This window comes from Streptomyces viridochromogenes DSM 40736, from assembly GCF_000158955.1.
Taxonomy (GTDB): Bacteria; Actinomycetota; Actinomycetes; order Streptomycetales; family Streptomycetaceae; genus Streptomyces; species Streptomyces venetus.
Genome location: NZ_GG657757.1, coordinates 3,715,564 through 3,729,314 on the forward strand (window position 1 = coordinate 3,715,564; position 13,751 = coordinate 3,729,314).

Annotated in this window: 12 protein-coding genes; 8 read left to right on the plus strand and 4 right to left on the minus strand. The window is 71.1% G+C overall.

Annotation, left to right across the window (positions count from 1 at the left end; genetic code table 11):
• Nucleotides 1-32 precede the first annotated feature (32 nt).
• Both glp and galU read right to left on the minus strand, forming a co-directional pair.
• Entirely contained in the window at nucleotides 33-1,370 is a 1,338-nt protein-coding gene (gene glp, locus SSQG_RS16175) for a gephyrin-like molybdotransferase Glp (RefSeq protein ID WP_003990863.1), read from the minus strand.
• A gap of 4 nt (nucleotides 1,371-1,374) precedes the next feature.
• Nucleotides 1,375-2,277 carry a UTP--glucose-1-phosphate uridylyltransferase GalU gene (gene galU / locus SSQG_RS16180; protein ID WP_003990864.1) on the minus strand — a complete coding sequence of 301 codons (903 nt, stop codon included), beginning with the start codon at nucleotides 2,275-2,277 and terminating at the stop codon, nucleotides 1,375-1,377.
• A gap of 132 nt (nucleotides 2,278-2,409) precedes the next feature.
• Here galU and SSQG_RS16185 point away from each other — a divergent pair, with 132 nt between their 5' ends.
• Nucleotides 2,410-2,997, plus strand: coding sequence for a 5-formyltetrahydrofolate cyclo-ligase (locus SSQG_RS16185; RefSeq protein ID WP_052310292.1), 588 nt, complete (start codon nucleotides 2,410-2,412; stop codon nucleotides 2,995-2,997).
• Nucleotides 2,998-3,043: 46 nt separating this feature from the next.
• Here SSQG_RS16185 and SSQG_RS16190 read toward each other — a convergent pair whose 3' ends face one another.
• A complete protein-coding gene (locus SSQG_RS16190) occupies nucleotides 3,044-5,860 on the minus strand; it encodes a penicillin acylase family protein (RefSeq protein ID WP_003990866.1) in 2,817 nt (938 codons plus the stop codon).
• 217 nt (nucleotides 5,861-6,077) lie between these two features.
• Here SSQG_RS16190 and SSQG_RS16195 point away from each other — a divergent pair, with 217 nt between their 5' ends.
• The 6 genes from SSQG_RS16195 to mscL all read left to right on the plus strand — a co-directional run bounded on the left by SSQG_RS16195 (nucleotide 6,078) and on the right by mscL (nucleotide 12,109).
• Nucleotides 6,078-7,640, plus strand: coding sequence for a potassium/proton antiporter (locus tag SSQG_RS16195; protein WP_003990867.1), 1,563 nt, complete (start codon nucleotides 6,078-6,080; stop codon nucleotides 7,638-7,640).
• Nucleotides 7,641-7,960: 320 nt separating this feature from the next.
• Nucleotides 7,961-9,280: an MFS transporter gene (locus SSQG_RS16200; RefSeq protein WP_003990869.1), complete on the plus strand. Its 1,320-nt coding sequence runs from the start codon at nucleotides 7,961-7,963 to the stop codon at nucleotides 9,278-9,280.
• A 67-nt stretch (nucleotides 9,281-9,347) separates the two neighbouring features.
• Complete coding sequence (locus SSQG_RS39205; RefSeq protein ID WP_003990870.1) at nucleotides 9,348-9,668, plus strand: FmdB family zinc ribbon protein; 321 nt, start codon at nucleotides 9,348-9,350, stop codon at nucleotides 9,666-9,668.
• A gap of 108 nt (nucleotides 9,669-9,776) precedes the next feature.
• On the plus strand, nucleotides 9,777-10,670 hold the full coding sequence (locus tag SSQG_RS16205) for an S-methyl-5'-thioadenosine phosphorylase (protein ID WP_425315017.1): 894 nt from the start codon (nucleotides 9,777-9,779) through the stop codon (nucleotides 10,668-10,670).
• Between the two features lie 257 nt (nucleotides 10,671-10,927).
• Entirely contained in the window at nucleotides 10,928-11,527 is a 600-nt protein-coding gene (locus SSQG_RS16210) for a hypothetical protein (RefSeq protein WP_167545786.1), read from the plus strand.
• Nucleotides 11,528-11,650: 123 nt separating this feature from the next.
• Nucleotides 11,651-12,109: a large conductance mechanosensitive channel protein MscL gene (mscL, locus tag SSQG_RS16215; protein WP_003990873.1), complete on the plus strand. Its 459-nt coding sequence runs from the start codon at nucleotides 11,651-11,653 to the stop codon at nucleotides 12,107-12,109.
• A gap of 52 nt (nucleotides 12,110-12,161) precedes the next feature.
• On the opposite strand, the gene SSQG_RS40345 is transcribed toward mscL, so the two are convergent.
• Nucleotides 12,162-12,338 (minus strand): hypothetical protein, encoded by a 177-nt coding sequence (locus tag SSQG_RS40345; RefSeq protein WP_003990874.1) that lies wholly within the window; start codon nucleotides 12,336-12,338, stop codon nucleotides 12,162-12,164.
• A 56-nt stretch (nucleotides 12,339-12,394) separates the two neighbouring features.
• On the opposite strand from SSQG_RS40345, the gene SSQG_RS16220 reads away from it, so the two are divergent.
• On the plus strand, nucleotides 12,395-13,678 hold the full coding sequence (locus SSQG_RS16220; protein WP_003990875.1) for a low temperature requirement protein A: 1,284 nt from the start codon (nucleotides 12,395-12,397) through the stop codon (nucleotides 13,676-13,678).
• The last annotated feature ends 73 nt before the right edge of the window (nucleotides 13,679-13,751 follow it).

The window sequence follows — 13,751 nt, forward strand, 5'->3', positions numbered from 1 at the left end:
GTGCGCGACACGGTACCCCCAACCTGCGGGACTCAGCCGAGCAGGACCACCTCGACCTCGGTGCCCGGCTCGACGGACTCGGTGTCCTCGGGGACGACGATCAGCGCGTCCGCGTGGGCGAGGGCCGCGACCAGGTGGGATCCGGCGCCGCCGACCGGGGTCACGCGTCCGCCGGCACAGGTGGCGCGCAGGAACTGGCGGCGGCCCTTCGGGGAGGTCAGCGCCTTGTCGGCGGCCAGGGTCGCCCGGGTCGTCGGCCGGTGGAGGTCCTCCAGGCTCATGAGGGCGCGGATCGCGGGGCGGACGAACAGCTCGAAGGAGACGTACGACGACACGGGGTTGCCCGGCAGGGCCAGCAGCGGGGTGTGGTCGGGGCCGATGGAGCCGAAGCCCTGGGGCTTGCCGGGCTGCATGGCGAGCTTGCGGAAGTCGATGCCGCTGCCCGCCTCGTCCTCGTCGCCGACGTGCGACAGCGCCTCCTTGACGACGTCGTACGCGCCGACGCTCACGCCGCCCGTGGTGACGACCAGGTCGGCGCGGACCAACTGGTCCTCGATGGTGGAGCGCAGGGTCTCGGCGTCGTCGGCGACGGCGCCCACGCGGTAGGCGATGGCGCCGGCGTCGCGGGCGGCGGCGGTGAGGGCGAAGCTGTTGGAGTCGTAGATCTGACCGGTGCGCAGCTCCTCGTCGGGCTGGACGAGTTCGCTGCCGGTGGAGAGCACCACCACGCGCGGGCGCGGGCGCACCCGGACGGTGCCGCGGCCGATCGCGGCGAGCAGGGAGATCTGCGGCGGGCCGAGGACGGTGCCGGCCTCCAGGGCGCGGTCGCCGGCCTTCACGTCGCTGCCCTTGGCGCGCACGTGCGCGCGGGGCTCGGCCGGGCGGTACACCTGCACGTGCCCGGTGGCGCCCTCGGGGGCGAGGGCGCGGGCGCGCATACCGCGGACCGGGCCCTCGCCGAGCCCGCCGTCCGTCCACTCGACGGGCACGACCGCCTCGGCGCCGGGCGGCAGCGGGGCGCCGGTCATGATCCGGGCCGCCTGGCCCGGGCCCACGTGGAGCGGCTCGGCCTGGCCCGCGGCGACGTCCCCGACGACTTCCAGGGCCGCCGGGAACCGCTCGCTCGCGCCCGCGACGTCGGCGACCCGCACCGCGTACCCGTCCATGCTGCTGTTGTCGAACGGCGGCAGGGACACCGGCACCGTGATGTCGTCGACCAGGACGCAGCCCTGGGCGTCGAGCAGGTGCAGCTCGATGGGTTCCAGGGGGCGGACGGTGGCGAGGATGTCCTCCAGGTGCTCGTCCACCGACCAGAGGTGGTCGGGGCCCGAGTGGTCCTGGCCGGTGACGCGGGGCGCGGCGCTGCTCAACGTGTTACATCTCCTCGGCTACGTAACTGCGAAGCCAGGTCCGGAAGTCCGGGCCCAGGTCTTCACGTTCGCACGCGAGGCGGACGATGGCACGCAGGTAGTCGCCGCGGTCGCCGGTGTCATAGCGGCGGCCCTTGAAGACGACGCCGTGCACCGGGCCGCCGATCTTCTCGTCGGCGGCGAGCTGCTGGAGCGCGTCCGTGAGCTGGATCTCACCGCCGCGGCCCGGCTCGGTCCGGCGCAGTATGTCGAAGATGTGCGGGTCGAGGACGTAGCGCCCGATGATCGCGTAGTTGGAGGGGGCGTCGGCCGGCTCCGGCTTCTCGACCAGGCCGCTGACCTTGACCACGTCGCTGTCCTCGGTGGTCTCGACGGCCGCACAGCCGTAGAGGTGGATCTGCTCGGGAGCGACCTCCATGAGCGCGACGACGCTGCCGCCGCGCTGCTCCTGGACCTCGACCATGCGCTGCAGCAGGGGGTCGCGGGGGTCGATCAGGTCGTCGCCGAGGAGGACGGCGAAGGGCTCGTCGCCCACGTGGGGGGCGGCGCACAGGACGGCGTGGCCGAGGCCCTTGGGGTCGCCCTGGCGGACGTAGTGCATGGTCGCGAGGTCGCTGGACTCCTGCACCTTGGCGAGGCGGCGGGCGTCGCCCTTCTTCTGAAGCGCCGACTCCAGCTCGTAGTTGCGGTCGAAGTGGTCCTCGAGGGGGCGCTTGTTGCGGCCCGTCACCATGAGGACGTCGTCGAGACCCGCGGCGACGGCCTCCTCGACCACGTACTGGATCGCGGGCTTGTCCACGACCGGCAGCATCTCCTTGGGAGTGGCTTTGGTGGCCGGCAGGAACCGGGTGCCGAGGCCTGCTGCGGGAATGACAGCCTTGCTGATCCGAGGGTGCGACTGAGTCATGCCCGCCACCCTATCCGGTGCCTTTGGACGGAATCTGCGGCTCCGGTTCATAGACGCTCATATGAGCGTATTAACACGGTACGGGAGCAACCCTTGAGTCACATCGAACGTCCGGGTGAGCCTGACAAGCGGATGTTGCGACGAGAGTTCCTCGCGGCAAGGAACAGGTTGACGGCGGATGACCTGCGGGAAACCTCGGCCGTGCTGGCCGGGCGGGCACTGGAACTGCCCGAGTTGGCCCAGGCCGGCACGGTGGCGGCGTACGTCTCCGTGGGGAGCGAACCGGGGACGCTCGCGCTCCTCGACACGTTGTGCGCCCGGGGCGTGCGCGTCCTGCTTCCGGCCCTGCTGCCCGACAACGACCTGGACTGGGGCGTCTACACGGGGGAGGGTTCGCTCGCGCGTGTCCAACACGGCGGCAGGATGGCCCTCTTCGAGCCCACGGGCGAGCGCCTCGGTCCGGACGCCGTCACCGCCGCCGACGCCGTGCTGCTGCCGGGGCTGGCCGTCGACGCGCGCGGTATGCGCCTCGGGCGCGGCGGAGGCAGTTACGACCGGGTCCTGGCGCGGCTGGAGCGGGCCGGGGCGCATCCCTCGCTGGTGGTGCTGCTGTACGACACGGAGGTCGTCGAGCGCGTCCCGGCGGAGCCGCACGACCGGCCGGTGCACGCGGTGGTGACGCCCTCGGGAGTACGCCGGTTCCGGCCACGGGCCGACTGAACGCGAAACGGCCCTCCACGCGCGCGTGGAGGGCCGTTTCAGTGGCTCACGGTTTGAGCACCAGCTTGTCGGTCGTGCCGGTCTCGACGGCCTTGTCCGAGTAGGACCACGGCAGCAGTTCGCCGTCGGACCACTTGTCGGTCTGGTCGACGTAGTGGGCGCTGTAGGCGTGCCCGGAGGCGCCGGAGAGGTTTATCCAGCGTGACTTGTCGAGGTCGCCGAGGTTCACGACCATCCGCATGGACGGCACCCACACGACCCCGTAGCCACCGGCGGCGTTCCAGCCGGTCGCGTTGACCGTCGCCTCGCCGCCGCTCAGCTCCCACGGGCCGCGGTTGAGGGTGTACTGGAGGAAACCGGGGCCCTCGGTGCCGAGGGTCTGGTTCTTCAGGAACAGACGGTGCAGCCGGCCCCAGCTCCAGGAGTCGATGTCCTTGCCGAGCTTCGCGGTCAGCTCCCAGCGGGCGTCGATCATGGCCCGCTTGAACAGCTGGTCGCGGTTGACGGCCGCGGGCCGGGTGCCCACCTCGGGCGTCTTCCACCAGTCGCTGTCCGGCTGCTCCATCAGCCCCCGGACCACCTCGAACCAACGGTCGCCGCCGTCCGGCTGCGCCTGGTCGGGGTCGCGCTGGCCGCACTCGCGCGTCTCCTGCGCCTCGTCGGCCGGGCCGGTGGTGTTGACCGGCTTGACCCACAGGCACTGCCCCTTGGGGCGCAGCTCCTTGGGCAGCTTGTTGCCGAAGGCGAGCTTGAGGACGTTGCGCCAGACCGCGTTGAAGTAGGCGGCCGCGGCCGAGTCGGCGTCCTGGGTGTAGTCCCAGCCCTCGAGGAGCTTCTGCGCCTCGCGGACGTCCTTGTTCTCGGGGTCGATCTTCAGCAGCGTGGGCACCAGCAGCCGGGCGATCTCACTGCTGCTGTCCAGCTGCATCTGGCGCATGTCGTCCGTCGAGATCTTGCCGCCGTCCTTGATCTTCGACTGGATCAGGTCGGTGATCCGCTGGCTGCGCGTGCCGTAGCCCCAGTCCGCGGTGAGCGTGTAGGGGTACTTGTCCGGGTCGACCACGGCCTGGTTGGCGGTGACGATGTAGCCGCGCTCGGGGTTGTACTCGTAGGGCAGCGCGTCCTGGTCGATGTAGCCGGTCCAGCGGTACTTCGGGTCCCAGCCGGGCGCCGGGACGGAGCCGTCGTCGTCCTCCGAGCGGGTGGGGATCTTCCCCGGCAGGGTGTAGCCGATGTTGTCCTCGGTGTCCGCGTAGATGAGGTTCTGCGAGGGCACCTCGAACTGCGCGGCGGCCTTGCGGAAGTCGGTCCAGTTCTTCGCCCTGTCCATGGCGAAGACGGCGTCCATGGTGGTGCCGGGCTGCAGGGCGGTCCAGCGCAGGGCGACGCCGTAGCCGTCGCCCCGGTCGGGTGCGGCGGTGTCGACGGAGGCCTTCTTGCCGACCTTCACGAGCTCGTCGGCACGGTCGGACAGCAGCGGCCCGTTGTTGGTCTCCCGGACGACGATCTTCTTCGGCGGGCCGCCGGCGACCTTGATGGTCTCCTCGCGCGTCTCGAAGGGCTTGACCTTGCCGTCGTACAGGTAGCCGTTGCCGGCGATCTTCTCCAGGTAGAGGTCCGTGACGTCGACGCCGGAGTTGGTCATGCCCCAGGCGATGTCCTGGTTGTGACCGATTATCACGCCCGGCATACCGGCGAAGGTGTAGCCGCTGACGTCGTACTGGCACGCGCTGGAGACGCTGCGGCAGTGCAGGCCCATCTGGTACCAGACGGACGGCAGCGAGGGCGACAGGTGCGGGTCGTTGGCCAGCAGGGGCTTGCCGGTGATGGTGTACTTCCCGCGGACCACCCAGGAGTTGGAGCCGATGCCGTCGCCGTTGACGCCGACGGCCGGCGGGAGGTCGTCCAGGACCTTGGTGAGGCCGGTGAGCTGACCCTGGAGGCCGGCGGTGCCGGAGCCCGAGGTGCCTGAGCTGCCCGAGGTGCCTGAGCTGCCCGAGGATGCGCCGGCGGTACCGCTCGCGCCGTTCGCGCCGCTCGTGCCGTTCGTACCGCTCGTGCCGCTCGCGGTGCCGCCCTGCTCGAAGGTCCGGTTCAGCTCGTTGTACTGGCCCTCCTGGACGATCGCCTTGTTCCGGCTGTACGGGTACTCCGGATACAGGTCGGCGATCTGCTTCGGGCCGAGGCGGCTGGTCAGCAGGGCGCGGTCGACCTCGTCCTGCATGTTGCCGCGCAGGTCCCAGGCCATCGCCTTCAGCCAGGAGATCGAGTCGACCGGGGTCCACGCCTGCGGCTTGTACTCGTTGGTGAAACCGAGCGCCGCGTACTCCAGGGAGATGTCCTTGCCGTCCTTGCCCTGGAGGTAGGAGTTGACCCCCTGGGCGTAGGCCTGGAGGTACTTCTTCGTGGCGGCCGACAGCTTGGTGTCGTACTCCTCCTTGGCGACCCGGTCCCAGCCGAGCGTGCGCAGGTACGCGTCGTTGTCGACCTGGCTCTTGCCGAACATCTCCGACAGCCGCCCGGCCGCCATGTGGCGGCGCACGTCCATCTCGTAGAACCGGTCCTGCGCCTGGACGTAGCCCTGCGCCATGAACAGGTCCGCGTCGGAGGAGGCGTAGATCTGCGGGATGCCGTAGTTGTCGCGTTTGACCTCGACGGGTCCCGAGAGGCCCTTGAGCTGGAGGGTGCCCTTGGTCTGCGGGAAGGAGGCCCGGACGGTGCTGACGGACCAGTACCCCCCGAAGGCGACGCCCCCGATGAGGGCCAGCGCCAGGAGGAGCACGACGAGACGGGCTTTGCGCCCCTTTCTCCTGCCGGACTTGCCGGGCTGCTGACCCGTGGAGGCGGTGGTGTTGGGGGGCATCGCTGTCCTTGCTGTCCTAACGCGAGCGGCAGGTTCGGCTGTGCTTTTAACTGAGCGCTGGAGCAACGATAGGCGCAGGGCCTTGCGCCCCTTGACGCGGAGTCGGGAACAAGCCCGGACTGACGTTCGATCTTGCGCTCGGAAGCGTCAAGAAATCGTCAAGAGTTAGGTAAGGTAACGAAGTAGTTGGCGCGGTGCGCCGACAGCGTCATGTGCGATGTACGTGAGCCCACGCGCGGTGCGTGTGAGCCAGGGAAGGATTCGGCCGCTGACTATTCACCACCTCAACCAGCTCCTGCTCGTCTGCTCGCTCGTCCTGCTCGTCGCCGTCGCAGCGGTACGGATCTCCTCGCGCAGCGGGCTCCCCAGCCTGCTCGTCTACCTGGGGATAGGCGTCGCCATGGGCCAGGACGGCGTGGGCGACATCCACTTCGACAACGCCGAGCTGACCCAGGTCATCGGATACGCGGCCCTGGTCGTGATCCTGGCCGAAGGTGGTCTGGGCACGAAGTGGAAGGAGATCGAGCCGGTGATGCCGGCCGCCACGACACTGGCGCTGGCCGGTGTCGCGGTGAGCGTCGGGGTCACCGCGTCGGCCGCGCACTACCTGATCGGTCTGGAGTGGCGGCAGGCGCTCATCATCGGGGCGGTCGTCTCCTCGACCGACGCGGCGGCCGTGTTCTCCGTGCTGCGCAAGATCCCCCTCCCCGCGCGCGTGAAGGGCACGCTGGAGGCCGAGTCCGGCTTCAACGACGCCCCGGTGGTCATCCTCGTGGTCTCGCTGTCCACGGCGGGCCCGGTCGACCCCTGGTACGTACTGCTGGGTGTGATCCTGCTGGAGCTGGCCATCGGCGCGGCCATCGGCCTCGCGGTGGGGTTCCTGGGCTCTTGGGGGCTGAGGCACGTGGCACTGCCGGCCTCCGGCCTGTATCCGATCGCCGTGATGGCCATCGCCGTGGTGGCGTACGCGGCGGGCGCGCTGGCGCACGGCAGCGGCTTCCTCGCCGTCTACCTCGCCGCGATGGTGATGGGCAACGCGCGGCTGCCGCACTGGCCGGCCACGCGCGGCTTCGCCGACGGGCTCGGCTGGTTGGCCCAGATCGGCATGTTCGTCCTGCTCGGCCTGCTGGTCACCCCGCACGACCTGGGCGACGACATCGTGCCCGCGCTCGTCATCGGCCTGGTGCTGACCATGGTGGCGCGTCCGCTGAGCGTGGTGCTCTGCCTGACCCCGTTCCGGGCTCCCTGGCAGGAGCAGGTCCTGATGTCCTGGGCGGGACTGCGCGGGGCCGTGCCCATCATCCTGGCGACCATCCCCATGGTGGAGGGCGTCGACACCAGCCGCCGGATCTTCAACATCGTCTTCGTCCTGGTCGTCGTCTACACCCTGGTCCAGGGTCCGACGCTGCCCTGGCTGGGCCGCAAGCTGCGCCTCGGCGAGGATTCGGAGGCCGCGGACCTGGGCATCGAGTCGGCCCCGCTGGAGCGGCTGCGCGGCCATCTGTTGTCCGTGGCGATCCCCCAGGAGTCGAAGATGCACGGCGTGGAGGTGGCCGAGCTGCGGCTGCCGCACGGCGCCGCCGTCACGCTCATCGTGCGCGGAGGCGAATCGTTCGTTCCGCTGCCGACGACGATTTTGCAACGGGGGGACGAGCTCCTCGTGGTCGCCACGGACCCCGTCCGGGACGCGACGGAGAGCCGGCTGCGCGCGGTGGGACACGGCGGCAAGCTGGCCGGATGGCTGGGGACGGACGGGGCGGGGCGCCAAGGGCGCCGCTGAGGGGGCTTTGCCGGGGGGGCGGGCCCGGGGTGTGGGGGTGTTACGGATGGGTTTCACACCTTTCACACCCCGAGGTTTCACAGGCGGACGAGTCCGTGGTGCTCTTTTTCACAGGCGGCTAGCCCCCGGCGCCTGTACGATGAAGGCGTCACCCAAGATCGAACCAACTCTGCCTGACGCAGAGCTGGCGCGACCGTATGGCGGTCGGGTCACCCCTCCTCACCGGGCCCCGGCATCTACCGCAGTTCCGCGCAAGAGGACAGCTCTCGGCGCCGCCCGCTGACCGGGCCGCGCTACCAGGCGGCAGAAAGGCACGGGCCGTGGCGTCCACGGTCACCTCGAAGAAGTCGCGCAACCCGAAGCCCCCTGAGAGCTCGGAGAACTCGACGGCTTCCGCCCGCCCGGGATACGGCCGGCTGCTGCGCACCCGCGGCGCCTGGGCGTTCCTGCTCCCCGGCTTCGCGGCACGCCAGCCGTTCGCGATGCTGACGATCTCCATCGTGCTGCTGGTGCAGCACACCACCGGCTCCTACGGAGCGGCGGGCGCCGCCGCGGCCGTCACCGGTGTCTCCATGGCCCTGTTCGCGCCCTACAGCGGGCGTCTCGCCGACCGCTACGGGCAGCGCGCGGTGCTGATCCCCGGGGTACTGCTGCACGCGCTGGCCGGGCTGACGCTGACGGCGCTGGCCCTGGCGGACGCTCCCTTGTGGGCGCTGTTCGCGGCGGCCGTCCCGACCGGCGCCTCGGTGCCGCAGGTCGGGCCCATGGTGCGGGCCCGCTGGGGCGTGAAGCTCAAGGACTCGCCGCTGATGACCACCGCGGCGGCCTTCGAGTCGGTCACGGACGAACTGACCTTCGTCGTGGGCCCGCTGCTGGCCACGGCCCTGTGCACGGCCGTCGACCCGGCCGCAGGCCTGGTCACGGAGGCCTCGCTGACCCTGCTCGGCGGTCTGCTGTTCGCCGCGCAGAAGGGCTCCCAGCCCTCGGTCTCACGCGACGGCCACGCGCGCGTGGAGCACGTCTCCGCGTTGCGCGTCCCCGGCGTGCGCGTGCTGATCGTGACCTTCCTCGGCATCGGCTCCGTCTTCGGCGGTATGCAGGTCTCGCTGGCCGCGTTCACCGAGTCGATCGGCGAACCCGGCCTGAACGGCGTCCTCTACGGCGTCTTCGCCGCGGGCAACATGCTCTCCGGCATCGTCTGCGGCGCCATCGCCTGGAAGGCGGCCCCGCAGCGACGCCTGGTCGTCGGCTACACGGCCCTGGCGCTCACCGCGTCGGGCCTGTGGGCCGCCCACTCGGTCCTGGTCCTCGCCGGCCTCGGCCTGCTCGTCGGCATGTGCATCGCGCCCGCCCTGATCACCGGTTACACCCTGGTCGAGAGTCTGGTCCCGGCGGGCGCCCGGACCGAGGCCTTCACCTGGCTGACCGGTGCCGTGGCGCTGGGCCAGGCGGCCGCCGTCACGGTCGCCGGGCAGCTGGAGGACCGCCTTCGGGACGGCGCCGGCTTCCTGGTGCCGATGGGCGGCACCGTGCTGGCCCTGCTGACCCTCCTGGCCCTGCGTTCCCGGCTGGTGGCACCCGCGCACGGCCGCACCGTGGCACGTGGCGTGGGTCACCGCGTGCCGGTGGCAGTGGACTGAGCGGCCGGAATACGTCACTATGGATCGTCGTTAGCACTCATCGAGTGAGAGTGCCAGGAGGAAGACAGTGCCCACCTACCAGTACCAGTGCACCGAGTGCGGCGAAGGCCTCGAGGCGGTGCAGAAGTTCACCGACGACGCCCTCACCGAGTGCCCGAACTGCAAGGGCCGCCTGAAGAAGGTGTTCTCGGCGGTCGGCATTGTCTTCAAGGGCTCCGGCTTCTACCGGAACGACAGCCGCGGCTCCTCGTCGAGCAGCTCCCCGTCGTCGAAGTCGTCGAGCTCGTCGTCCTCGGACTCGGGCTCCGGGTCCGGGTCGAGCTCCAGCTCCGGTTCGAGCTCGTCGTCGAGCTCCGGCAGCTCCGCCAGCAGCACCACCGCCGCGTAAGGCCTGATTCTTACGGGACCCTGTCGCCTCTACGGCGACGGGGCCCTCGGCGTTTCCGCGTGCGGTTAAGGTGCGGGCATGGCGAACAAGGCGAACGTGGCGGGCTCGATGGGCTCGGCCGACTCTGCGGAATCAGCGGGCTCGGCGGGATCGGTGGGATCGGCGGACAAGGGGAGCGCCGGGATCGGTGTCATAGGCGGCTCCGGGTTCTACTCCTTCCTCGACGAGGTGACCGAGGTCCAGGTCGACACCCCGTACGGGCCGCCAAGCGACTCCCTCTTCCTCGGTGAGGTCGCCGGCCGGCGGGTCGCCTTCCTGCCCCGGCACGGACGGGGTCATCACCTGCCGCCGCACCGGATCAACTACCGGGCCAACCTGTGGGCGCTGCGCTCGGTCGGCGTGCGCCAGGTGCTCGCCCCGTGCGCGGTGGGTGGTCTGCGTCCCGAATACGGGCCGGGCACCCTGCTGGTGCCGGACCAGCTGGTCGACCGGACCAAGTCCCGGGCGAACTCGTACTTCGACGGACTTCCGCTGCCCGACGGCTCGGTGCCGAACGTGGTGCACGTGTCGCTGGCCGACCCCTACTGCCCCGCCGGGCGCGCGGTCGCGCTGAAGGCGGCGCGCGGCCGGGACTGGGAGCCGGTGGACGGCGGCACGCTCGTCGTCGTCGAGGGGCCGCGCTTCTCGACCCGTGCGGAATCGTTGTGGCACCAGGCGCAGGGCTGGTCGGTGGTGGGCATGACCGGTCACCCCGAGGCCGCGCTCGCCCGTGAGCTGGAGCTCTGCTACACGTCCCTGACCCTGGTCACGGACCTCGACGCCGGTGCCGAGACCGGGGAGGGCGTCTCGCACGACGAGGTGCTGCGGGTGTTCGCGGCGAACGTGGACCGGATGCGGGGCGTGCTGTTCGACGCGGTGGCGGGACTGCCGGCGGAGCAGGAGCGGGACTGTCTGTGTGCGGGGGCGCTGGGTGGGATGGACCCGGGGTTCGCGCTGCCGTAGGTGACCTCGGGACCGCAACCTTGTCGAAGGCCGCCGACACGACGCGGCGGGCGCTGTCGGGTATGGAGTGTCGGGGTGTGGAGCGTCGGGGTGTGGAGCGTCGGTGTGGGCCGCGGGGGCTGAAGTCGCCGTTCGGGTGAGGGAGTTGTCCACAGGCCGGGGGTAGGTCCACAGGCCTGAGCGGGCGGCGGCGAGAAGCCCCATCGTGGGGAGCGCAAGCCGGTCCCTCGTCTCCCTCGTCGCAGGTGGTGGTCCCCATGTCCCTCTCGCGCTCTTCGTTCGCGCCTTCCACGCCCTCGTGGTCCGTCTCCCCGTACCCGCCCGGCCCCGAGGTGCCGGCGACCCGGGAGGTGCCACGGTTCGATCCGGTGCGGGTACGCGGCCGATCCCGGGCGGGCCGGCTCGTGCGGAACCGGCGGCGGGCCGTGGCGGTCGGGCTCGCGGTCACCGCCACCGCGCTGGTGGCGGCCGGGCCACGCGACGCCGACGGGGCGCGTGGCCATCCCCGCGCACAGCCCCCCGCGCACGCGGCCTCGGGGTCCGGGGCGCACCCGGTGCGGACGCGTGGTGCGGAAGGGGAGGTGAGGGCGGTGACCGCCCCGGTCCGGATCGCCGACGCGGCCGCCGTGCGACTGCTGCGGCCCGGCGACCGGGTCGACGTCATCGCCGCCGAGGAGACGGTGGCGGGTGGTGACGCACGGGTGGTCGCGCGGGGAGCCAGGGTGACCAAGGTGCCGGAGCCCGAGGAGGGGGTGGCCGACGGCGGGGCGCTGGTCGTGCTGTCGGTGCCCCGTGCCACCGCCGCCCGGCTCGCCGGGGCGAGTGCCACGGCGCGGTTGGCGGTGACCCTGTGGTGATCACGTGCATGTACTCGTCAAAGCCGTCGTTAGAGGGACCCAGGTGCTCCCTTCGGCCCAATGTTCACGTAGGTTGCGGAGCGTTTTGTTCCACAAGCTGTTTGTGCGAGGAGAGGCCCCGAGGTGAGCGAGAACAAGGAACCGAGTATCTGGGAGGGCTTCAGGGCCTTCCTGATGCGCGGAAACGTCGTCGACCTGGCGGTGGCGGTGGTGATCGGCGCCGCGTTCACCAACATCGTCAACGCCGTGGTGAAGGGGATCATCAACCCGATCGTCGGGGCCATCGGGACCAAGAACCTCGACCACTACAGCTCGTGCCTGAGCTCGACGTGCCAGGGCGAGGAGGGCATCCAGATCCTGTGGGGTTCCGTCCTGGGCGCGGCCCTGAGCTTCGTGATCACCGCGGCGGTCGTCTACTTCCTGATGGTCCTGCCCATGGCGAAGTACCTGGCCCGGCTGGAGGCCCGCCGGAAGGCGAAGGAGGGCGCACAGGAGGTCATCGAGGTGACCGAGCTGGAGGTGCTCAAGGACATCCGCGACGAACTGGTCGCGCAGCGCGGCGCCGGGAACGACCGGCAGTAGCGCGACGGGCAGCGGCCGGCCCGGCCCGGAAACGGTGGGGCGGCCGCCTGACTCAGAGGTGGTGGGGCGGCTTCTCGTCGAGGAAGCGCTTGAGGTCGGCCGCGCCGCCGGTGTCGGTGCGCTCGCCCCAGCCGCGGTCGGTGTCGTCGGAGGACTGCTGGTCGAGCGGATCGTCGAAGATCAGCGCGGGCTTCGGGGCGCGCGGCTCGGAGTCGGGGGCGGTGCTCATGCGTCCAGGGTACGGTCGCGGAGAAAATCCCGGCGCCTTCTGTTGTGCTGGGAGTCATGACGTCCAGCCCCGCTCCCCCGCCCGTCCCCTCCGGCGCGACCGGCGGCTCCGGTTCGCCCGGTGGCTCCGGTTCGCCCGGTGGCTCCGGGTCGCCCGGCGACCGCGGGCCGCTGCGCAGGCTCAGGGCCCGCGGGCGCGACGAGGCGCACCGGGCGGCCTCGCCGCTGGAGCTCTTCTTCGACCTGTGCTTCGTGGTGGCCGTCGCCCAGGCGGGCATGGAGCTGGTGCACTCCGTCGCCGAGGGGCACGCGGGCGAGGGGATCCTCGACTACGCGATGGTGTTCTTCGCCCTGTGGTGGGCGTGGATGAACTTCACCTGGTTCGCCTCGGCGTACGACAACGACGACGTGCTCTACCGGGTCGTCACCCTGGTGCAGATCGCGGGTGTGCTGGTCCTCGCGGCGGGGGTCTCGCGGGCGTTCGAGGAGCACGAGTTCCTGGTGGTCTGGCTGGGCTACCTGATCATGCGGCTCGCCATGACCGCCCAGTGGCTGCGGGCGGCCCGGACCGCCGAGGGCCCGGAGCGGACGACGGCCCTGCGCTACGCCGGTGGCGTGCTGACGTGCCAGGTCGGCTGGCTGGGGCTGCTGTTCCTGCCCGAGGGTGCCCGGCCGTGGTGGTTCCTCGTGATGGCACTGCTGGAGATGTGCGTGCCGCCGTTCGCGGAGAAGGGTCACTCCACGTCCTGGCATCCCCGCCATATCGCGGAGCGGTACGGGCTGTTCACCATCATCGTGCTCGGCGAGACGATCGCCGCGGCCACGGTCGCCGTGAAGTCCGGCATCGACGAGAACGACGCCCTGGGCGAGCTCCTCCCCATCGCGGCGGGCGGGCTGCTGATCATCTTCGCCGCGTGGTGGGTCTACTTCGCGGTGCCCATCCACGGCCATCTGCGGTCCAACCGGCAGGCGTTCCTGTGGGGCTACGGCCACTATCTGGTCTTCGCCTCGGCGGCCGCGATCGGGGCCGGCCTGGAGGTGGCCGTGGAGCAGACGGTGGGCGAGGCGCACACCTCGACGCTGGCGGCGTCCGCGGCCGTGACGCTGCCGACGGCCCTGTACCTGCTGACTCTGTGGGCCCTGCACTCGCGGCACTTCAAGGCGGGCATCGCCCAGCAGCTGGTGCTGCCGTCGACGGCACTGCTGGTGATCTGCTGCACGTTCCTGGGTGACTGGGCGGTGTTCGCGGCGGGTGTGGTGTGCGCGCTGTCGGTGGTGGCGGGAGAGACCCTGGTCGCACGTCCGGTGAGGAGCCCCGCCTTCTCGGGCCGGGCGGGCTGAGGGGGCGGCGGGCTCTCCGCTGAGGGCGCCGACCCGCTGACTACGCCCGCGGGGGTCGCTCCTGCACAACACT